Annotated in this window: 19 protein-coding genes; 4 read left to right on the top strand and 15 right to left on the bottom strand. The window is 62.5% G+C overall.

Annotated features, from left to right (window positions below; all coding sequences use genetic code 11):
* Positions 1 to 106 precede the first annotated feature (106 nt).
* Positions 107 to 994, bottom strand: coding sequence for a LysR family transcriptional regulator (locus RGM2987_RS03845; protein WP_245138789.1), 888 nt, complete (start codon positions 992 to 994; stop codon positions 107 to 109).
* A 182-nt stretch (positions 995 to 1,176) separates the two neighbouring features.
* Between RGM2987_RS03845 and RGM2987_RS03850 the strand changes: the two genes are divergently transcribed.
* The 3 genes from RGM2987_RS03850 to RGM2987_RS03860 all read left to right on the top strand — a co-directional run bounded on the left by RGM2987_RS03850 (position 1,177) and on the right by RGM2987_RS03860 (position 4,356).
* Positions 1,177 to 2,223 (top strand): Ldh family oxidoreductase, encoded by a 1,047-nt coding sequence (locus tag RGM2987_RS03850; protein ID WP_245138790.1) that lies wholly within the window; start codon positions 1,177 to 1,179, stop codon positions 2,221 to 2,223.
* Positions 2,224 to 2,233: 10 nt separating this feature from the next.
* Complete coding sequence (locus tag RGM2987_RS03855) at positions 2,234 to 2,962, top strand: ABC transporter substrate-binding protein (protein ID WP_245138791.1); 729 nt, start codon at positions 2,234 to 2,236, stop codon at positions 2,960 to 2,962.
* Positions 2,963 to 3,051: 89 nt separating this feature from the next.
* The gene (locus RGM2987_RS03860; RefSeq protein WP_245138792.1) at positions 3,052 to 4,356 is read left to right on the top strand and encodes a citrate:proton symporter; all 1,305 of its coding nucleotides are present in this window, start codon (positions 3,052 to 3,054) and stop codon (positions 4,354 to 4,356) included.
* A 39-nt stretch (positions 4,357 to 4,395) separates the two neighbouring features.
* On the opposite strand, the gene RGM2987_RS03865 is transcribed toward RGM2987_RS03860, so the two are convergent.
* The 14 genes from RGM2987_RS03865 to RGM2987_RS03930 all read right to left on the bottom strand — a co-directional run bounded on the left by RGM2987_RS03865 (position 4,396) and on the right by RGM2987_RS03930 (position 19,174).
* Entirely contained in the window at positions 4,396 to 4,938 is a 543-nt protein-coding gene (locus tag RGM2987_RS03865; protein WP_245138793.1) for a hypothetical protein, read from the bottom strand.
* A gap of 73 nt (positions 4,939 to 5,011) precedes the next feature.
* The gene (locus RGM2987_RS03870; protein WP_245138794.1) at positions 5,012 to 5,641 is read right to left on the bottom strand and encodes a response regulator; all 630 of its coding nucleotides are present in this window, start codon (positions 5,639 to 5,641) and stop codon (positions 5,012 to 5,014) included.
* Positions 5,628 to 6,704: a sensor histidine kinase gene (locus tag RGM2987_RS03875; protein ID WP_245138795.1), complete on the bottom strand. Its 1,077-nt coding sequence runs from the start codon at positions 6,702 to 6,704 to the stop codon at positions 5,628 to 5,630. Before RGM2987_RS03875 ends, RGM2987_RS03870 begins: the two co-directional genes overlap by 14 nt.
* 193 nt (positions 6,705 to 6,897) lie before the next feature.
* Positions 6,898 to 8,202, bottom strand: coding sequence for a nitrate/sulfonate/bicarbonate ABC transporter ATP-binding protein (locus tag RGM2987_RS03880; protein WP_245138796.1), 1,305 nt, complete (start codon positions 8,200 to 8,202; stop codon positions 6,898 to 6,900).
* A gap of 10 nt (positions 8,203 to 8,212) precedes the next feature.
* Positions 8,213 to 9,952 carry an ABC transporter permease subunit gene (locus tag RGM2987_RS03885; RefSeq protein WP_245138797.1) on the bottom strand — a complete coding sequence of 580 codons (1,740 nt, stop codon included), beginning with the start codon at positions 9,950 to 9,952 and terminating at the stop codon, positions 8,213 to 8,215.
* Positions 9,953 to 10,461: 509 nt separating this feature from the next.
* Complete coding sequence (locus RGM2987_RS03890) at positions 10,462 to 11,529, bottom strand: chemotaxis response regulator protein-glutamate methylesterase (protein ID WP_245138798.1); 1,068 nt, start codon at positions 11,527 to 11,529, stop codon at positions 10,462 to 10,464.
* Between the two features lie 2 nt (positions 11,530 to 11,531).
* The gene (cheD, locus tag RGM2987_RS03895) at positions 11,532 to 12,032 is read right to left on the bottom strand and encodes a chemoreceptor glutamine deamidase CheD (protein ID WP_245138799.1); all 501 of its coding nucleotides are present in this window, start codon (positions 12,030 to 12,032) and stop codon (positions 11,532 to 11,534) included.
* Positions 12,029 to 12,865, bottom strand: a complete 837-nt coding sequence (locus RGM2987_RS03900) for a CheR family methyltransferase (RefSeq protein WP_245138800.1) — start codon at positions 12,863 to 12,865, stop codon at positions 12,029 to 12,031. The genes cheD and RGM2987_RS03900 overlap by 4 nt, the downstream gene beginning before the upstream one ends.
* Positions 12,862 to 13,398: a chemotaxis protein CheW gene (locus RGM2987_RS03905; RefSeq protein ID WP_245138801.1), complete on the bottom strand. Its 537-nt coding sequence runs from the start codon at positions 13,396 to 13,398 to the stop codon at positions 12,862 to 12,864. The genes RGM2987_RS03900 and RGM2987_RS03905 overlap by 4 nt, the downstream gene beginning before the upstream one ends.
* Before the next feature lie 40 nt (positions 13,399 to 13,438).
* Entirely contained in the window at positions 13,439 to 15,097 is a 1,659-nt protein-coding gene (locus RGM2987_RS03910; protein WP_245138802.1) for a methyl-accepting chemotaxis protein, read from the bottom strand.
* A gap of 35 nt (positions 15,098 to 15,132) precedes the next feature.
* Positions 15,133 to 17,235, bottom strand: a complete 2,103-nt coding sequence (locus RGM2987_RS03915) for a chemotaxis protein CheA (RefSeq protein WP_245138803.1) — start codon at positions 17,233 to 17,235, stop codon at positions 15,133 to 15,135.
* A gap of 41 nt (positions 17,236 to 17,276) precedes the next feature.
* Positions 17,277 to 17,561, bottom strand: coding sequence for an STAS domain-containing protein (locus RGM2987_RS03920; RefSeq protein WP_245138804.1), 285 nt, complete (start codon positions 17,559 to 17,561; stop codon positions 17,277 to 17,279).
* Between the two features lie 15 nt (positions 17,562 to 17,576).
* Positions 17,577 to 17,945 (bottom strand): response regulator, encoded by a 369-nt coding sequence (locus RGM2987_RS03925; protein ID WP_042730627.1) that lies wholly within the window; start codon positions 17,943 to 17,945, stop codon positions 17,577 to 17,579.
* An 11-nt stretch (positions 17,946 to 17,956) separates the two neighbouring features.
* Positions 17,957 to 19,174 carry a methyl-accepting chemotaxis protein gene (locus RGM2987_RS03930; protein WP_245138805.1) on the bottom strand — a complete coding sequence of 406 codons (1,218 nt, stop codon included), beginning with the start codon at positions 19,172 to 19,174 and terminating at the stop codon, positions 17,957 to 17,959.
* Between the two features lie 397 nt (positions 19,175 to 19,571).
* On the opposite strand from RGM2987_RS03930, the gene RGM2987_RS03935 reads away from it, so the two are divergent.
* On the top strand, positions 19,572 to 20,918 hold the full coding sequence (locus tag RGM2987_RS03935; protein ID WP_245138806.1) for an MATE family efflux transporter: 1,347 nt from the start codon (positions 19,572 to 19,574) through the stop codon (positions 20,916 to 20,918).
* Positions 20,919 to 21,003: the final 85 nt, after the last annotated feature.

Genomic DNA, 21,003 nt, shown 5'->3' on the forward strand with positions numbered 1-21,003 from the left:
GTTTCAGGGGCGCTGCGCACCCCAGCGGGAGCAAGCTCCCTCGCCACGGGATTGATGTTCGACTTGAAGTGGGGGAGGGCCTGCAAGGGCAGCCCCCCGGAAAACGCTACTTGCGCATCGTCATCAACAGATCAAACAGCAGCTGAGCTACCGCAGGCAATGCTCGTCCACGCCGGGAGATGAGCCCCAGGGTCCTGCTGATCGCAGGGTCGGCCAGTGGGCGGGTCACCAACGTTGCGTGCCCCTCCGGCGGCATCGCCAATTTCGGTACCACGCCGACACCCAGCCCGGCTTCCACCAGACTGACCAGCGCCGGGACGTGTTTTACCTCGCAGAACGAACGGGGACGAAGATCACGATGGGCGAGGGCCTGGTCGATCAGGAAGCGATTGCCGCTGCCTTGGGCCAGGCTGATGTAGTCGACCCCTGCCAGGTCGTCCCAGGTCAGGGACTGGCGTTCGGTCAGGGGATGGCCCACTTGAAGCGCGACGACGAACGCTTCCTCCAGCAGCGGCTGAAACACCACTTCAGAATCCTGGGTGCCGATGTAGGTCAGGCCGAAGTCCGCCTCGCCCCGGGCCACGACCGTGAGGATTGCCGATGAGGATTCATCGATCACGCGGATCCGGATACCTGGGTATCTCGCGTGGTACTGACGAATCACCTCAGGCAGAAAGTACGCCACGGCGGAGGGCACGCAGGCGATGGTGACCTCGCCGGACAGTCGATGGGACAGGTCCTGAAAACCGATCAGTGCATTTTCAAGCTCATTGAGCACGTTTCGCGCACGCGGCACGAAGCCACGGCCGAGGGTGGACAGCTCGACGCGGCGGGTGGTGCGCTCGAACAATTGGACCCCCAACGCCTGTTCCAGCTTGTCGACCCGTCGTGAAAGCGCCGACTGCGACAGGTGAAGCGCCTGCGCCGCAGCGCTGAAGCCACCGAGGTCGGCGACGGCCAGAAAACCGCGTAGATCAGCCAGATCGAAATTCATGCGTATTACTCATAAATGTAACTTTTATTTGCAATTTACTTTGTAATCGCGGCTCGCCACTCTGTCAACTCGCAGGCGCCGGGGGCCACTTCTCGAGCCCGTCACTGCTGACCTATCCCATAACCGCCGAGCGTTGACGCGTAGGTACGCGCATGCCTGCTCGGGACAGTACGAGCCTTTACATGAATAACAAGAACGAAATTTCCCAAGTCGCCGTCGATGCTCTCCGCCCGCTTGGACGCCTGGCTTTTGAAGGATTGGGCCTTGCGCCCAACGCCGCCGAACAGGTCGCGAAAGTATTGGTACTGGCTGATCTGTTTGGCCTCACTACCCATGGCTTGAGCCGCATCGAATCCTACGGCGCGCGGCTGGAATCCGGTGGCATCAGCGCTGCGGCCGAACCGACAATCGAGCCTCTCGCACCAGCTGTTGCGCGGATCGATGGGCGTAACGCGGTCGGGCCGTTGGTGGGCATGGCGGCCCTTGAGGCCGGTATGGACATTGCCCGGCAGTTCGGGATCAGCCTGGTACTCGCCCGGGGCAGCAACCATTTCGGGCCGGTTTCGCCGTACTCCTATCTAGCGGCCGAACAGGGTTTCGCCAGCATCATCGGCAGTAACGCCACCACCACCATCGCGCCTTCCGGCGGCAGTGATGCGCGCCTGGGTAACAGCCCGCTGGGCTTTGGCGTACCGAACCCGGACGGCAATCATTTCATGTTGGACATGGCGATGAGCGTGGTGGCCCGGGCCAAGATTCGCAATGCGCTCAAGCGTGGGGAAAGCATCCCCGACAGTTGGGCAACCGATGCCAGTGGCAAGCCCACCACCGACCCAGCGGCGGCATTGGACGGTTTCCTGTTGCCGATTGGCGGCCACAAGGGTTACGGCCTGGCATTGGTGGTCGATCTGCTGGCGGGGCTGTTATCGGATGCGGCTTATCTCACCCACGTGAAGTCCTGGGTCGATGCCCCGGACGAGCCACAGAATCTCGGCCACTTCTTCATTCTCATCGATACCGCCCGATTGGGCTCGGTTGAATGGCTCAAAGGCCGGATGATTGATTTCGCCGCCATCCTTCACCAGAGCCCAGCCGTCGACAGTGGCTCGCCGGTGATCGTACCGGGTGAAATAGAACTCAGGAAAATGCAGCGTTATCTGCAAGAGGGCGTGCCGGTCGATCCCGCCACCAAAGCCTTGCTGGATCAATACGCGAGCCGGACGGCGTGAGGGAATTGCCATGACGTTATTGAACACACAATTGGCTGCCGCGTTGATGCCTACCGGCAAATTTCGTGCATCCATCAATGTTGGAAATCCGATTCTTGCCCGGTTGGATGAGGCTGGAAATGCAGCCGGCGTATCCGTCGACCTCGCCGTCGCCCTGGCCGCCGAGCTTGGCCTGCCGCTGGAGCTGCATGTATTCAAAAGCGCAGGAGACTCTGTGGCCGCGGTGTCCCAGGGGCAGGCCGACTTCGGGTTCTTCGCGATTGATCCGATTCGCGCCGAACACCTGGCCTTCACCGAACCTTACGTGTTGATCGAAGGCTGCTACCTGGTGCGCGATGACTCACCCCTGCAAGCCAACAATGAGGTGGATCAGGCAGGGCTACGGGTGGTGGTCGGCCAAGGCAGCGCCTATGACCTGCACCTGACCCGCGAACTCAAGGCCGCCACGATTATTCGTTCGTCGACCTCGCCGACGGTGGTCGATACGTTCCTGGCCGAATCCGCCGATGTGGCCGCTGGCGTGAAGCAACAACTTGAGTTCGACGCAGGGCGATTCCCCGGCCTGCGCTTGTTGCCCGGGCGCTTCATGGAAATCCGTCAGGCCATGGGCATTCCCCATCGGTATGGCAAGGAAGCGGGCGAGCTGCTGCGGCAATTCGTCGAGCGGGCAAAGGCCAGCGGCCTGGTGGCGGATGCGCTTGAGCGCCACGGCATCGTCGGTGCGACCGTCGCCCACTGATACCCGCCGTCCATCACCTGCGTCCAGGCTGCCCTCAGCGCAGCGGCCGCAGGTCAGCGACACACCCAATAAAAACAAGAGTATCTGACATGTTGGCATTTCTCGGCTTATCGATGGTCGTGGTCTTTACGTACCTGATCATGGCGAAACGGCTCTCGCCGATAGTTGCGCTGATCGTGGTGCCGGTGGTCTTTTCGATCATCGCGGGGTTTGCGGCCACCACCGATAAAATGATGCTCGATGGCATCAAGATGGTGGCGCCGTCTGCCGCCTTGTTGCTGTTCGCGATCCTGTTCTTCGGCGTGCTGTTCGACGCTGGGCTGTTCGATCCGATGATCAAGATGATCCTGAGGAAGGTGAACGGCGATCCGGTCAAGATCGCCATCGGTTCGGCGCTGCTTTCATTGACCGCTGCCCTGGACGGCGACGGCACGACCACCTACATGATCACCTGCGCGGCCATGTTGCCGTTGTACAAACGCATCGGCATGAACCCGATGATTCTGGCGAGCATTTGCGTGCTGTCGTTGAGCGTAATGGGTGGGATGACGCCGTGGGGAGGGCCGGCAACCCGGGTGATTGCGGTCCTCGGGCTGGATGCCGCCGAGTATTTCATCCCGCTGTTGCCGACCATGGCCGCAGGCGCCTTGGGCGTACTCTACACGGCCTTCCTGCTGGGCAAGCGCGAGCGTAAACGGATTGGCGCGGTCACCTTGTCCAGTGGCGGAGATGATTGCTACATCGAGTCGATCATCGGCCACGGCGAGAGCAAGAATCCCAGGATGGTCGTGCCCAACCTGATGCTGGTGCTGGTGGTGATGGTGTGCCTGGTCACCGGGTTGCTGCATTCGGTGATCAGCTTTCTGCTGGGCTTCGTGGTTGCCCTGGTCATGAACTACCCACGCTTGAACGTGCAGAAGGAGCGCATGCTCGCCCACGCCGGCAATGCCATGATCGTCGTGCTGTTGGTGTTCGCCGCCGGTGTCTTCGCGGGCATCTTCTCCGGCACCAAAATGGTCGATGCAATTGCCCAGTTGCTGGTCAACACCATCCCTGCGTCGTGGGGGCACTTGTTCCCGCTGGTCGTCGCGATCACCAGCATGCCGTTGACCTTCCTGCTGTCCAACGACGCCTACTATTTCGGGGTGGTGCCGATACTCGCCAATGCCGCGGCGGCCTATGGCATCAGCCCCATGGAAATTGCCCGTGCGTCGGTACTGGGCCAGCCGGTGCACCAGATCAGCCCACTGGTGGCGTCGACCTTGCTGCTGGTCGGCATGATTGACCGTGATCTGGGCGACTTCCAGAAAAGCACGATCAAGTGGGCGCTGTTGCTGTCGCTGTTGATGACCGGGGTTTCGTTGCTGACCGGGGCTATTACGTTGTTCACCTGAACGAGCAAGCGATTGGATCTTCGCCGGTGCGCTGGTGGATTATTTCTTCACCGGATAATCCGCCCCCCAGACCCGCACCGTGTTGATCGCCTCGTTCATGCCCTCGAAAACGAACTTCTGCCGCACCGCTGTCTTCGGTGGAACGGTGACTTCGTCGGGGTTTTCCATGCCGGTGAGCTTGTTGGCATAGCCCGCCTGGTCAATGGCCAGGAGGGCGCCGGTCTGGCCGAGGTTGATCAGACGCAGTTGGGTGTCGGTGCTGTTCTTGAAGCCCAGGGTGATGGTGAAGTTCTCGTCGCTGGGCTCCAGCTTCAAGACCTCGACGGCGATGCGGTCTTTCATCTGCTCGCCGGAGGAAATGATCGCGGCGCCATCGGTGCCCTGGACCGATTCGCGACCGTCGAGCACACCTTCGCTGACGCCGCCCAACAGGTTCTTGCCGGCGGTGATGAACGAGGACACGGCGGCCTTGGTGGAATCCTTGATGACGCTGCCGTCCGTTGGCTCGCCTTCGGCCAGGCACAGGGGGCTGATCACAAGCACAGAAGCGAAGAGGGTGGAGCGTGACGGCAGCAAATTCATACCTGGGTCCTTGAGGTTGTCTGTGACACCGCTGATAACAGGGCGAACCGCATGATAGCTGCGATCCGGAGCGCTAGCGATCCACCCCCTTGAGTTTTTCCGAGATCTTGACCAGGGTTGCCAACGAGTCCGCATTCATCTTGCGCATCAACGCCCCGCGCCGCACTTTCACGGTCACTTCGCTCAAGCCCAGGCGCGCTGCGACCTGTTTATTGAGCAGTCCCGACACCACCAGCTCCATGACATCCCGCTCGCCGTCGCTCAGCCCGGCATAACGTCGTTGCAGATCGTCCATCAACCCCGCCGTATGCCGTCTCTGCCGGTCTCGATCCAGTCCCTGGTTGATGGCATCGAGCAGGTCCTGTTCACGGAAGGGCTTGGTCAGGAACTCCAGCGCCCCGGCCTTCATGGCTTTCACCGACATCGGGATGTCACCGTGGGCAGTGATGAACACCACCGGGATCTGGATGTTCAGTCGGGTCATTTCCTGCTGGAAGTCCAGGCCGCTCATGCCGGGCATCCGCACGTCCAGGACCAGGCACGCCGGAACGTCCGGCAGTTCAGCCACCATGAATTCGCGAGCCGAACCGAAGGCCATGCTCGCCAGGCCCACGGAGGCCAGCAGGTCTTGCAGCGAGGCACGTACGGAGTGGTCATCGTCAACGATGTAGATCATCGTGTCGGCAGGCTCATTCTGGCTCATCGGCGTCCCTTGTCACGGCTGGCAGGGCGAAGTGGAAGGTCGTGCCGGATTGCGGGTTGCAGGTCACCCAGATCCGGCCGTCATGGGCTTCGATGATAGACCGGCTGATGGCCAATCCCATCCCCATGCCTTCATCCTTGGTGCTGTAGAAGGCGTCGAACACCCGCTCATGGTCGTTGCCCGACAGGCCCTTGCCTTGATCGGACACGCAAAAGTGCAGCTCGCGGCTCGCATCCAGCACCGCATGAATTTCCAAGAGCCTGCGGTCCTCGTCAACCTGGCGCATGGCGTCGATCCCGTTCATGGCCAGGTTCAGTATGACTTGTTGGATCTGCACTTCATCGGCCAGCATCGGCGGCAAGCCTTCCTGGACGCTCACGCGCAAGGTGACGCCTTGCTCACTCAGTTCACCGGCCAACAGCCGCAGCGCGGCATTGAGGGTGTCGGCCACGTTCAGCCACTGTTTCGTCGGCGCTTGATGCCGGGCCATGCCGCGCAACCGGGCGATGATTTCGCTGGCTCGATGGGTATCGGCGATGATGCGCTCGACGGCCTCGCGGGCTTTGGGCAGGTTCGCAGGTTCGGCGGCCATCCAGCGCAGGGCCGCGCTGCTGCTGGTGGCGACAGCCGCCAAGGGCTGGTTCACTTCGTGGGCGATGGAGGCGGCCAGCTCACCCAGCATGTTGACCCGGGCAATGTGCGCCAGATGCGCGCGGGTCCGGTGCACCGTGCCGATGGCGGCCGACAGGCGCAGCGCCAGGTACGTGGTGCCGGCGATGGCCGCGAGGCTGATCAGGACGTTGATCAGCCCGGCCTCGGTATCGCCGAAGCGGGTCAGCCGGTAGCTGAGGATCGTCAACACCATGCACACCGCCGAGATCGCCGCAACGGCACGCGCCGGCAAGACCCGAACGGCAATCAGCACCACCACGATCTGGAACACCCCCACGGCGATCTCAAGATCGGTGACGGTGTCGATCGCCGCGATGCCGAGCGACAAGCCCAGCAACAGCAGCAGGCGAAGGGACAATTGAGTTCTTCTCACGGAATGTTCATCTCGCATCGCTTACTTATTGACGTTGAACCCAGGCTGCGTAGGCCCCTGTGGCGAGGGTGCTTGCTCCCGCTGGGCCGGTCGCGTTCGGGCGCAGCAGCCCCTCGACTTTTAGGGTCGCTTCGCAACCCAGCGGGAGCAAGCTCCCTCGCCACGAAAGCACCACTCGACACTCCGGTGCAAGTGTATAGGGTCTGAACCTTCAGCACGGATTGTCCAGGCTGAACCGGTCGGCCACTTCATCGTAGGCGAACAGCTCGGCGTAGCGGCTCCACTGCGTGACGCAGTCCAGGGTATTGGCGGCGTCTTGCTCGGACATGAAGTCTTCCAGTTGGTCACGGAAGCGCCGGGCGGGGGCGGTGCGGGTTGGGCGGTCATCCAGCACCTTGCGTATATGGCCCACCAGCGGGACATATTTGAGCAAGTGCTGGGCGAACAGCTGCTTGCGCTCGTCCACCGTCGATTGAGCGTAGCGTTGCCCGGCCGGCAGCAGCGTGAGGTGGCCCTCCCGGATGTCGGCCAAGCGCATCAATTGCAGCACCTCGGCGACCGGGAACAACTCATGGGCGCTGTAGTGCAAGGTCCCGGCCAGTTCACGCAGGTCAGCCTGGCCTTCAAACGGCTGATCCTGCACCGCCTCGATCAGTCCGGCCAGGGCGTTGGTGGAAATCGACGGCAGGACCATATTCACGCCGGTGCCGGCAAACAGGCCCTGGCGCGCGGCACCGACGTCGGCGCCGCCGGCCATCTGCACGTAGATGTGCTCGACCAGGGCCTGGAAGGCCGGGTCCGAGCGATTGCGCGGTTGACTCAGGCCCACGGTGATCTCGCTTTTGACCCTTCCCGGGTTGGCGGAAAAGATCAGGATCCGATCACACATCAGCACCGCTTCCTCGATGTTGTGGGTGACCATCAGGATCGATCTGATCGGCATCCGGCTTTCGCACCACAGGTCCAACAGGTCGGTGCGCAGGGTTTCGGCGGTCAGCACGTCCAATGCCGAAAACGGCTCGTCCATCAACAGCACATCCGGTGCGACCACCAGCGCTCGCGCCAGGCCGACGCGTTGGCGCATGCCGCCCGAAAGTTCTTTGGGGAAAGCACTTTCGAAACCATCGAGGCCAATCATGTCGATGGCGGCCAGGGCCCGCCGGCGCCGCTCGGGGGCGGCAACGTCCAAGGCTTGGAGGCCAACCTCGACGTTCTGCAGCACCGTCAGCCACGGGAACAGGGCGAAGCTCTGGAACACCATGCGCACCGAACTCGAAATACCCTGGTCGTCGGCCGGAAAATCCACCACGCCGGAGGTCGGCGAAACCAGGCCCGCGATGGAGCGCAGCAAGGTCGACTTGCCCGACCCGGAACGCCCCAGCAGACCGACGATCTCACCGTCGTTCAAGCCCATGCAGACGTTGTCCAATACCCGTCGCTCGGCGCCACCGGCGGTGCCATAGACATGTCCCAGTTGTTGCACATCGACCAGGCAACGTGGCTCTATCACTTGCATCGGATCACCCTCAATCAATTCGAAGCCGACGCTCGGCGAAACCGTACAACGGCCGCCACAGCAACCGGTTGAAACCCACCACGAACAGCGCCATGACCGAAACCCCCAGCGCCACGCGCTGCAAGTCCCCAGCCGTGGTGGCTTGGGCAATGAAGGATCCCAGGCCGTAGGCGTAGACATGCCGGTCGCCCCACGACACGGCCTCGGCGACGATGCTGGCGTTCCACGAACCGCCGGCCGCCGTCAGCGCGCCGGTCACGTAATAGGGAAACACCCCCGGCAGCGCAACCTGGCGCCACCACTGCCAGCCGCGCACCTGGAAGCTGCGCGCCGCTTCGCGCAGATCGTTCGGCAATGCGCTGGCGCCGGCGATGACGTTGAACAGGATGTACCACTGGGTGCCCAGGATCATCAGCGGCGATAGCCAGACATCCGGGTTGAGCTTCAGCGCCACGATGGCAATCACGGCAAACGGGAACAGCACGTTGGCGGGGAAGGCGGCGAGCAGCTGGGCGACGGGCTGCAAGCGCTCGGCCCAACGGGGGTTCAAGCCGATCCAGACGCCGATCGGCACCCACAGCAGACTGGCGAGGACGATGAGCACGGCGACGCGCACCAGGGTAACGAGCCCCTGGGACAGCACACCGATCAGGTCGTCCAGCCCCAACGTGCTGCCGATGAACGTCGACAACTGAGCGATGCCGACGACGCAGGCAGCGGCGACCAGGGCGATCCAGATTCGGTCGATTGCCCGGCTCAACCCGGCGCTGACCTGGAACCGGATTCGCCCAAGCCTGGGTAGCTTGTCCAGCGGCAGCAAAGCCCGCAAGCCGTCCAGTGTGTTCAGCGCCAGCGGCACCAGGCGCGTCGAACGCAGCAGGTCGTAGACCCGGGAGCGCGGGCGCTTCTGCGCGGCGGTCTGTTCGAAGCGAAACTTGTCTGCCCAGGCGATGATCGGCCGAAAGAACAGCAGGTCGTACAGGACGATTACGCCGGCCATCGCCAACACTGCCCAGGCGATGGCTGCGATATTCTGCTGCTCGATCGCCAAGGCCAGCCAGGAACCGATACCCGGAAGGCTGACTGTCGTGTTGCCGACGGTGATGGCCTCGGAGGCGACCACGAAAAACCAGCCGCCGGACATCGACATCATCATGTTCCACACCAGGCCCGGCGTGGCGAACGGTAGTTCGAGCCTGACGAAGCGTTGCCAGGGTGAGAAGCCAAACTGGCGGCTGACGTCATACAGATCCCGGGGCACGGTTCGCAGCGACTGATACAGGCTGAATGTCATGTTCCAGACCTGGCTGGTGAAGATTGCGAAGATCGCCGCGCACTCCACGCCGGTTTCCTTGCCGGGGAACAGGCCCATGAAGAACACCACGGTGAAGGTCAGGAAACCCAGGACTGGCACCGATTGCAAAATATCCAGGGCCGGCAGGATGACGAGAGCGGCTTTGTGGCTTTTCGCGGCCAGGGTCGCGACCACCAGGGAAAAAGCCAGCGAGGCGAACAACGCCATGAACATGCGCAGGGTGGTGCGCGCGGTGTATTGCGGCAGGTGCGCCAGATCCAGCGATATCGGTGAGGACACCAGAGTGCCGAGGGGCTGGTTTATCTGTTCCAGGCCATAAAAGACAAACACCGCCCCGCAGACGATGAGCCCCAGCAGCGTGATGTCCGCAACCCAGGAAACTTGCTCGTTGTGTTTGAAAGGGGCCAATGCAGGTGCAGGCAGTGGAGAGCGCATTGATCACCTCTGTGTCGATGAGCGACGTTGACGGGCTGCGTTGAATACCCGGCAAGGTTAAGCGCTGCCTGCGAGTGGGGCCAGAATGACTATGGGCGGGAAAATATACCTTGGTATATCCGCGGGGCCGGGGAGGCTGCTCCGGTTTTTTCGGCGGCAGGTGGGTCTGTAATGAATCTGGCTTGCGTCGCAAAATACGCAGCGCATTAGCGGCGCCAAAACCTTGCGTCCGATCTCGTACGCTGTGGGAGCGGGCTTGCTCGCGAAAGCGGTATGTCAGGCGATGCAGAGTGAGTGGTGGATTGCCTTCGCGAGCAAGCCCGCTCCCACATTGGATCGCTACCTGATTCACACACTGCGTCCATCGGGATCGAGCTGTTCAATGATGCCCCGCAAACTTATCTATCAGGAATGCACATGACAAAGATGGCGATTTTCTTGGGTGGTTTCCTGGCGCTGACGCTGCTAATCGGTGTACTCGCCACGGGGCGCGTACTCTACCAGTCTGGCTACTTGTGCAATATCACCTGCGCAATCTCCTGCAACCCCATCACCCGTTGCGCGGCGTTGAGCTTGATCGCTTCCTTGGGCATGCCAAAGACCACGCAGCTGGCTTCGTCCTGGGCCACGGTGCTGCTGCCGGCGTCGAGCATCTCCTTCAGGCCGCGGGCGCCATCGTCGCCCATGCCGGTCATGATGATGCCGGTGGCGTTGCGCCCGGCGAACTTGGCCACTGAGCGGAACAGCACGTCCACCGACGGGCGATGGCGGTTGACCAGCGGGCCGTCCACCACCTGCACGTGATAGAACGCGCCGCTGCGCGTCACCATCATGTGCTTGCCGCCGGGAGCGATCAGCGCCAGGCCCGGATGGATGCGGTCGTTGTTGCGCGCTTCACGCACTTCGATCTGGCACAGGCTGTTGAGCCGGGCGGCGAACGAGGCGGTGAACTTTTCCGGCATATGCTGGACGATGACGATGCCCGGGCAGACCCGTGGCAGCGCGGTCAGCACGGCTTCCAGGGCCTGGGTGCCGCCGGTCGACGTGCCCAGGGCGACGATGCGCTCGGTGGTCTGGGCCATGGCGTGGCCATTGGCGGCGGGCAGTACCGCGTCGGCGCTGAGTTTGCTGGCGGGCGTCAGCGGGGCCGGACGCTTGCCCAGGTTGCGCACGTTCACCTGGGCGGCGGCGCGGATGGCTGCCACCAGCTCCGGTGCCGATTCCAGGAGAAAATTCTTCAGCCCGGTGGTGGGCTTGGTGATGATTTCCACCGCGCCGGCAGCCATCGCCTGCAACGTGGTTTCCGCGCCCCGGGGTGTCAGGGATGAGCAGATCACCACGGGCGTGGGGCGCTCGCTCATGATTTTTTTCAGGAAGGTAATGCCGTCCATGCGCGGCATTTCCACGTCCAGCACGATCACGTCGGGCCATTCGCGGGCCAGTTTGTCCATGGCGAAAATCGGGTCGGATGCCGCACCCATCACGTGGATGTCCGGCGTCTCACTGAGGATCGCCAGCAACACCTGGCGGACCACCGCAGAGTCATCCACCAGCAGTACATTGATCTTTTTTGACATGGTTAATGCCGTGTCCTTATCGGTTGGTGCCTGACCCACACATCGCCGCTGCACAGGTCGAAAATGATGCTTCGATAGCCCGTGCTGCCCATGTCCTGGGCGATCAGGTCGAGGCGATAGAGGGCGGCCATTTCCAGCGCCGCGTTGACGTTCAGCCGTGCCACGTCACCGAACGGCACGTGGCGTTGCAGCTGCGGGAACATCTCGCCGCCGCCGAACAGCTTGAGTTGGTATTCCTCGGGCTCCGTGCCATGGGCCCGCGCCTGGCGGACAAACAATTCGATGGCTTCGTCGGCGTACAGGCCGTTCAGCGCGGTGGAGCAGCGGATGCGGCTGGGGAGCATGAAGTGGCACATGCCGCCGATCCGCCGCTCGGGATGCCACAAGGTAATCGCCACGCAGGAACCGAGGATCGTGCGCAGCCGGGTCGGGCAGGTGGCGAAGCGAAACTCCCCCGGCGCCAGGTAGACCTCAGTGACTTCTGTTCTCCTCGCCGTGTTCATGGCTTGCGGTAAATCGAAGGCGCCACCAGTTTCAACGCGTCGGATACGCCGTTGAGGCTTTCCGAATGGCTCACGATGAAATACCCGCCGGACTTGAGTCTGGGGACCAGTCGAGCGACCACTTTGCTTTTGGTGGGTTGGTCGAAATAGATCATGACGTTGCGCAGGAAAATCACGTCGAACTCCCCCAGCTCCGGCAGCGTGTCATTAAGGTTGACCTGGATGAAGTTGACCCGGCTACGCAACGCCCGGTCGATCAGGAATGTGCCTTCCTGGCTGCCGGTGCCCTTGAGGCAATATTTGACCAGCAGCGGTTGGGGCAGGGTGCGGGCGCGTTCCATTGGGTAATGCCCGGAGCGGGCCTTGGCCAGCACCTGGCTGCTGATGTCCGAACCGATCACTTCCCAAGGCGTGGTGCCCAGCCCCTCGGCCAAGGTCATCGCCAGGCTGTAGGGTTCTTCTCCCGAGGAACTGGCCGCGCTCCACAGGCGAAAGGTCTTGCCCGGCGTCGCATTGGGCAATACCTGCTGGCGCAGGAAATCAAAGTGCTTGGGCTCGCGGAAAAAATACGTTTCGTTGGTGGTCAGCAGGTCCAGTGCCACCTGCAACTCATCGGCGCGCTGGCCGCTCATGATCAGCTTGAAATATTCACCGTAGCTGCCCAGTTCGTAGTGCTTGAGGCGCTTGAACAGGCGCCCGGCCACCAGGGCTTTCTTGGCCTCGGACAGGTTGATGCCGGCGGCCTGGTACAGCCAGGATTGAAACTGGCTGAACTCACGGTCGGTGAGCGCCAGTGAGTTCGCGGTGCGTTCCTTGCAACTGTCGGCGTTCACGGGGCTTCTACTTCCAGCGCGGTGGGGCTGGCCTCTGCGAGTTGGGACATTTCGTCGATGGACAGCACCCGGCCGACCTCCAGCACGATCACAAACTTGCCGTCGACCTTGGCCATGCCGCTGATGAAGTCGGCGCGGATCTTCGCGCCGAAACTCGGTGGCGGCTCGATTTGCGTGGCCGGGATTTCCAGCACTGCCGACACCGTGTCCACCAGCAGGCCAATGTCCTGGGCGTGGCCGTCCGCAGAGTCCGCCTCGATGATCACCACGCACGAACGCCGGGTGATCGCCGAATTCGGCCGGCCGAAGCGTGCAGACAGGTCTACCACCGGCACCACCGCGCCCCGCAGGTTGATCACCCCGCGCACGAAGGCCGGCATCATTGGCACCACGGTGAGGTTGCCGTACTCGATGATCTCCTTGATGCACAGGATGCCGATGGCAAACATTTCCGTGCCGAGCATGAATGTCAGGTATTGCGCTTCTTCCTCGACCGCGACGGTCGTCTGGCGGGTGGTTGCGATGGCGCCCATGCCGTTATCTCCTGTTATCGAGCCCTATGCGGACGAACCGTCAGAAACGGGTGAATTCGGATTCGTCCGGTGCGCTCGCCATGCTGTAGGCGAAGGCCTTGGGCAGTGCGGGCACGGCGGCTCGGCTCGGTTTGCGGCTTGATGACCCAGGCGTGCTGTCGACCTTCAGCGGTTGGCTGACCGACTTGGGTGGCGTGTCGAGGGTGAAGAAGCTCATGGCTTGTTGCAGCTGTTCGGCCTGGCTGCTCATCTCTTCAGCGGTGGCCGCCAGTTCTTCGCTGCTGGAGGCATTCTGCTGGGTGACCTGATTGAGCTGGGTCATCGCCGTGTTGATCTGCGCCACGCCGGCGGCCTGTTCTTCGGAGGCGGCGCTGATTTCCTGCACAAGGTCCGAAGTCTTGTTGATCGACGGGACCATTTCGTCAAGCAAATGCCCGGCCTTCTCGGCCATGTCGACGCTGCTGGACGACAGCTCGCCGATTTCCTGGGCCGCCACCTGGCTGCGTTCGGCCAGCTTGCGCACTTCGGCGGCAACCACGGCAAAACCTTTGCCGTGTTCGCCGGCACGGGCAGCTTCGATGGCCGCGTTGAGCGCCAGCAGGTTGGTCTGGTACGCGATGTCATCGATGATGCTGATGCGCTGGGCGATTTTCTTCATCGCCACCACGGTCTGCTGCACCGATTCGCCACCGTCGGTGGCTTCCTTGGCGGCCTTGCTGGCCATGCCGTCGGTGACCTTGGCATTCTCGGTGTTCTGGTTGATGCTGGCGCTCATCTGCTCGATGGACGCGCTGGTCTCCTCGACACTGGCCGCCTGCTCGCTGGTGGCCTGGCTCATCGATTGCGCGGTGGCGCTGACTTCTTCCGAAGCACTGGCGAGGTTATCCGCGGCGTTACGCACTTCGCCGATGATGTGCGACAGCTTGCCCACCATGTTCTGCATGGCATTGAGCACCATGCCGGTTTCGTCCCTGGAGCCAGCGTCGATTTTCGCGTTCAGGTTGCCTTCGGCCAATTGCTCGGCAACAGCTGCGGCTTGCTTCAAGGGACGGGAGATGATTCGCGAAATGAACAGCGCCAGGCCCAGGCCGACCAGCAGCGCGGCGGTCAGCACGGCAATGATCGACAGGCGTGATTTCTCGAACAGCGCGGTGCCGCGCTCGCTCGCCGCACCGGCACCGACGTCGTTGAGTTCGACCAGTTTTTGCAGGTCGGTGGTCACCAGGTCGAAGCGGCGCTTGGACTCGCCCCGCAGCAGCGCATGGGCTTGCTCGGACAGGTTTTGCCGGGACAGTGCCAGCAGGTCCTTGCTGATCGCGAGGTAGGCGGTCCAGTCGTTGCGGGTAGTCTCGAACAGCTGGCGGTCTTCGGCGTTGGAGAGCAGTTTTTCATAGGTCGCCAGACGGGTTTCGAAGCCCTTGCGGGCTTCTTCCGCTTCCTGTTCGACCGTGGTGCGCTCCTGTTCGGAATCAGCGGTGATGTGGCGGTTTTCCTTGAGGCGATAGTTCGCCGCATAGAAGCGCATGCCCGAGGCGGCGCGCATCGAAGGCATCCAGTTTTCACGGATCTCCTGGGTGGTGCCGTTTACCTCGCCCAGCTGGATGATCGCGAACACCCCCATGGCCGCGGTCAGGGCCAACACCACGAGAAATGATGTGATCAGTTTGGTGGCGATTCTAAGATCGTAGAACCATTTCATCGGGAAGTACCTCTCCATGGAGTTTTGCTAAAGCGTCAGCGAGCGTTGGCTTGTTGGAATTGATTCGGGGTGTAGCGGTTTTCAATCTGGACGATCTGGGTCAGCAGGGCCGGTACGTCGAGGATCAGCGCGACGGCGCCGCTGCCCAGGATGGTCGAGCCGCTGATGCCGCGCAGGGCGCCGAACAGCTTGCCCAGCGGCTTGATGACGGTCTGGAATTCACCCAGCAAGTCATCCACCACCAGCCCGGCCTTGAGCTCGGCGTAACGCACCACCACCACGTTCTGGCGGCGCGAGGCCTGGCCTTCGTGATTGAAATGGTCGCGCAGGTAGACCAGCGGCAGCACTTCTCCACGCAGGTCGAGATAGCCTTGTTCGCGACTGGCCAGGCCATCGTCCTCGCTCAGTTCGATGCACTCCTGGACCATGTCCAGCGGAATGACATAGGTCGACTGGTCGATGCCTACCAGGAAGCCGTTGATGATTGCCAGGGTCAGCGGCAGGCGGATGCGCACCACCGTGCCTTGACCCGGCTGGCTGTCCAGGTCGACCGTGCCACGCAGCAGGGTGATGTTGCGCTTGACCACGTCCATGCCCACGCCGCGCCCCGACAGGCTGGTGACGGCCTGGGCGGTGGAGAAGCCCGGCTCGAAGATCAGGTTGTAGATTTCCTGGTCGGTGGGGCTGGCGCCTGGGGCGACCAGGCCACGTTCCTGGGCTTTTTCCAGGATCCGGTCGCGGTTCAGGCCGGCGCCGTCGTCGGCGATTTCCAGCACGATGCTGCCCGAGTCGTGATAGGCGTTGAGGTGCAGGTGTCCCTTGGCCGGCTTGCCGGCGGACAACCGTGCTTCGGCGGTTTCGATGCCGTGGTCCATGGCGTTGCGCAGCAGGTGCATGAGCGGATCGCCGATCTTTTCCACCACGGTCTTGTCCAGTTCGGTTTCCGCGCCGCTGATGATCAGGTCGATGTCCTTGCCCAGTTCCTGGCTGACATCGCGCACCACTCGCCGGAAGCGGTTGAAGGTTTCGCCAATGGGGATCATGCGCAGGCGCAGGGCGCCATCGAGGATTTCTTCCACCAGGGCCGATACGGTCGAGGTGGACTCCTGCAACGGGTCATTATTGCAGGTGCGGGCCAGCAGGCTGGCACCGGCACTGGCAATGACCAGTTCGCCCACCAGGTTGATCAACTCGTCGAGCTTGTCGGCGTTGACCCGCACATAGGCGCCGTCCCTGGCCTTGCTTTCGCTGCTGACCGGCTGCCGGTCAGGTGCGGCCTGGGCGGGCAGCCGTGGGGTTTTGCGTTGGTCTGGCAGCAGGTCGCCGGTGGTGACCAGTGCAGTGCTTTCCTCGGGCTGCTCTTGTGCCGTAGTAGCCAGATGGGTGTTTGCTTGCGGTTCGACTTCATCGACGGCAACGATTTCGATCTGGCAGTCTTCGCGGACAAAATCGAAGACTTCGTTGATCGCCGCGTGGCTGGCGCCGGAGCGAAACTCGATGTCGAATCCCAGGTAGCAGGATTCGGCATCCCAGCTGTCGATGGCCGGCATTGCGTCCGTCAGCGTATCGATGCGGACCATGTCGCCGAGGGTTTGCAGGTAGCGCAGGAACGACAGCGGATCCATGCCGTTGCGAAAGACCTCCGGGCCGAAGCGCAGGGAGATGTGCCACAGGCGCGCCTGCGCAGGCTCTTCCATCTGCGGCTTTTCGGTGGCGGCTTGAGTGGCGGCAGGCGAGGGCGCCTCCTGGTACTCCTGGAGGACCTGGCACAGTTCCATTTCGCGTTTCTGTGCCGGTGGCGTCAGTGTGCCGCCCTGGTTCGCCACCACGTTGATCAGTTCCAGCATGTGGTCGCTGGACTTGAGCAGCACGGCGATCAGGCCGGTGTCCACCTCGACGCTGCCGTTGCGCAGGCGGTCGAGCACGTCTTCGACGATGTGGGTGAAGCTGACGATCGGTTCCAGCCCGAACAGCCCGGCCGAGCCCTTGATGGTGTGGGCGGCCCGGAAGATCGCACCGATGGCATCATCGTCGCCAGGGTCGGTTTCCAGTTGCAGCAGCGACTCTTCCATCGCCTGCAACTGTTCCCGCGCTTCGACGATGAACGTCTGTTGTGCCTGGTCGAGATTGATGCTCACGCTCATATCCTTTGTCGTGTCGGGCCGTGGTGCGCAGGGGGCTAGGCCTGGAGATTGCACAGCTCAAGTGTTTCGTTGACGGCTTGGCTGCGCCCGGTCAGGGTCAGCTGGGTACCGGCCTTCGGTGCCTCGCGCAGGGCCATCAGCAGCAGTTGCAGGCCGGCGCCGTCGATTTCGGTGATCTGCGACAGATCCACCTCCATGCGAGGCGTGGCCCCCAGGCGCGGCAGCCACAGGGCGGACAGGTCGGCGGCGGTGTAGATCGTCTGCTCGCCGTCGATCTGCACGTGCGCGGTGTCATCGACGGCTTCGTACAACAAGGGCATTACGGCCTCCGGGCATCAAGGAAGAATCAGCTTGGACACCGCCGCCAGCATCTGCGCCGGCTGAAACGGCTTGACCACCCAGGCCTTGGCGCCTGCCGCCTGGCCTTCCTGTTTCTTCGATTCCTGGGATTCGGTAGTCAGCATGATGATCGGCGTGAACTTGTAGCTGGCGAGCTTCTTGACCTCCTTGACGAAGGTGATGCCGTCCATGTTCGGCATGTTCACGTCACTGATGATCAGGTGCACTTTCTGTCCGGTGAGTTTGCCCAGCGCGTCCTTGCCATCGCTGGCCTCGATGACGTCATAGCCGGCACTTTTCAGCGCGATGCCGACGACCTGCCGAACGCTCGCGGAGTCGTCGACAACCAATACACTTTTAGCCATGAACGGCTCTCCTAGAAGAAGGTTATTTCCTGTGAAGCTTGTTGCGCGCTCGAGTCGCCGTGGTGATTACGGCGTTGCTCGTCGGTGGCATAGGTGGTTTCCATGCGCGCCAGCCATTGGCGGGCGTCGATGGAGGCAGCCTGGTCGGGCGACTGACTGGCTTGCTGCAGGTGCACATGCAAGTCCTCGATGTTGTCGCGCACGTGGCTGAGGATCTGGCTGACCCGATCCTGGAATTGCAGGCTGACCAACACTTGGGTGAGTTCGTCGCGAATCCCGAAGCTTTCCTGTTGCAGCAGGTCGGCCGAGTCGGCCAGCCGCCCGGTGACGCTCTTGAAACGCTCCAGCACACGCTGGATGCTTTCTTCCGAAGCACTCACCGAATGGCTGTCCTGGTCCGCGCCGCTGGAGGCAGCCTGGACCAGTTGGGTGATGGCAGTGTTGATGATGTCGACCTTGGCCGACATCTGTTGGCCGGTCTCGCTGGACTTGCTCGACAGGCTGCGCACGGCATCGGCGACCACGGCAAAACCACGCCCGGCTTCACCGGCGCGAGCGGCTTCGATGGCGGCGTTCAGGGCCAGCAGGTTGGTTTGTGCGGCGATGGCCGCGACATCGGCGGCCATGGTCCGCAGTTCACCGGTGTAGGCGGTCAGGTTACGCACCTGGGCCAGGGTTTCATCGCGGCTGGCTTGGGTGGCCTTCAACGAATCGATCAACTGGACCAGTTCACCTTCGCTCTGGGCCAGCACTTGCACGGCACCGCCACTGCTTTTGCCGGCCAGTTCGCCAGCAGCCAGTTGCGAGGCTTGCACGGTTTCTTCCAGGCGTGACGAAATGCCGGTGAAGCGGCTGGTCAGCGAGACGATTGCGGTTTCAGTCTGCTGCCGCGAGCTTTCGACCTGCTTGGCCCAGATCGGCATGGCCCCGAGGATCACTTCGTTGAGCTGCGCCTGGGTTTCAAGCGAGAGGTGCTTGGCGGTTTGCAGCTCATGCCGGTCTGTGGCCTGGGCGAAAACACTGTCGAACTGCCGACGCTGCGCCCTGGCACCCAACACGCCCGCGGCGACGCCCAAGGCCAGGATCGCCGCGCTCAAACCAAGGTTCTGCCCGCCCACACCGTTGACCGCCAGCACGCCGACAGCGGCGGCAACGGCCACCAGCACGGCGTGCCAGAGGATGCGTGGTTGGGTTGGGGAAGGAGAATGACCGTGTGAATACGACGTCATGGTTCGGTCCTTGAACAGTGCTGCTAACAGGTTATTGGCGAATAACTGGTTATCTGCGACCTTCACGCGGACTTGAAGACCAGTCGTCCGATATCACATGGCTGTAGGCAATGCCCTACGCAGCGCGTGGCACTGTGCTATCTCAGATTAGACGCAGTCTCAGAAATGTCGAGTCGGACCGACGAAGCCATCACTGATGCACACGACCCCCTGTGGCGAGGGAGCTTGCTCCCGCTCGGGGGCGAAGCCACCGCAAAAAAGCCGGGTCGCTGCGCAACCCAGCGGGAGCAAGCTCCCTCGCCACAAGAGCGGTCCGAGTCGATTCTTTTGAAATGAATTGTTGTGATTGAGCTAAATTATCGGCACCCGAATCGTCGAATCCGCCATCAGAGTCCTCATGCCCACCCAGCCCCTCTGGAAAACCTACCTGCTGTTCCTGGCCCCCATGGTCCTGTCCAACTTCCTGCAATCGATGTCCGGCACGTTCAACAGCATCTATATCGGCCAGATGCTCGGGACACAGGCGCTGGCGGCGGTGTCGGGGATGTTTCCCATCGTGTTTTTCTTTATCGCCCTGGTGATTGGCCTGGGGGCGGGTGCGGGGGTGTTGATCGGGCAGGCCTACGGCGCCGGTGAAACCGGTACGGTGAAGGCGATTGCCGGCTCGACGCTGTTGCTGGGGGCGATCATCGGCCTGGTGGCGGCGGTGCTGGGGAGTGTGTTTGCGCGACAGGCGCTGCAAGGGCTGGGCACGCCGGTCGATGTACTGGAGGACGCCGTTTCCTATGCCCGGGTGATGCTGTGGATCCTGCCGATGCTGCTGGTGTTCGTGCTGTTCACTCAGTTGCTGCGCGGGGTCAGCGATACCTTGTCGCCGATGCTGGCGTTGCTGGTATCCACCAGTGTCGGGCTGCTGCTCACGCCCGCGTTGATCCGCGGTTGGCTGGGGCTGCCACAAATGGGCATCCAGAGCGCCGCGCTGGCGGGGCTGGTGGGGACGACGTCGGCGATGCTCATGCTGGCGTGGCGCCTGAACCGGCGTGCCCACGCCCTGGCTCCGGACCGCGCGTTGTTCGCGGCGATGCGCCTGGATCGGGAGATCCTCGGCAAGGTGCTGCGCATTGGGCTGCCGACCGGGTTGCAGATGGTGGTGATCTCGCTGTCGGAGCTGGTGATCCTGGCGTTGGTCAACCGTCACGGTTCCCAGGCCACGGCGGCTTATGGTGCGGTCACGCAGATCGTCAACTACGTGCAATTTCCGGCGTTGTCGATCGCCATCACCGCTTCGATCCTCGGCGCCCAGGCCATTGGTGCCGGGCGCCTGGAGCGTCTGGGGCCAATCCTGCGCATGGGGTTGTTGTTCAACGTCTGGCTCACCGGCGGATTGGTACTGCTGGGATATTTGCTGTCCCACTGGCTGCTGGGGCTGTTCATCACCGACCCGGCGGCGCGGGTCCAGGCCGAACACCTGCTGCACATCATGCTCTGGAGCCTGTTGGTGTTCGGCTTCCAGGCCATCGTTGGCGGCATCATGCGCGCCAGCGGCACGGTGCTGGTGCCGGTGGTGATCTCTATCTTCTGCATCGTCGCGGTGCAGGTGCCGGCGGCGTATCTGCTCAATGCCCACTTCGGGTTGCAAGGGGTGTGGATGGCGTTTCCCGTGGCTTACTTGAGCATGCTGCTGTTGCAGACGCTGTATTACAAACGGGTCTGGCAGCATCAGCCGATCGAGCGGCTCGTTTAGATCGCTGCCTGATCACACACCACAAACCCTGTGGGAGCGGGCTTGCTCGCGAAAGCGGTGGATCAGCTGGCAACCATGTTGAATG

The organism is Pseudomonas sp. RGM2987 (genome assembly GCF_022952855.1).
In the GTDB taxonomy this organism is placed as follows: Bacteria; Pseudomonadota; Gammaproteobacteria; order Pseudomonadales; family Pseudomonadaceae; genus Aquipseudomonas.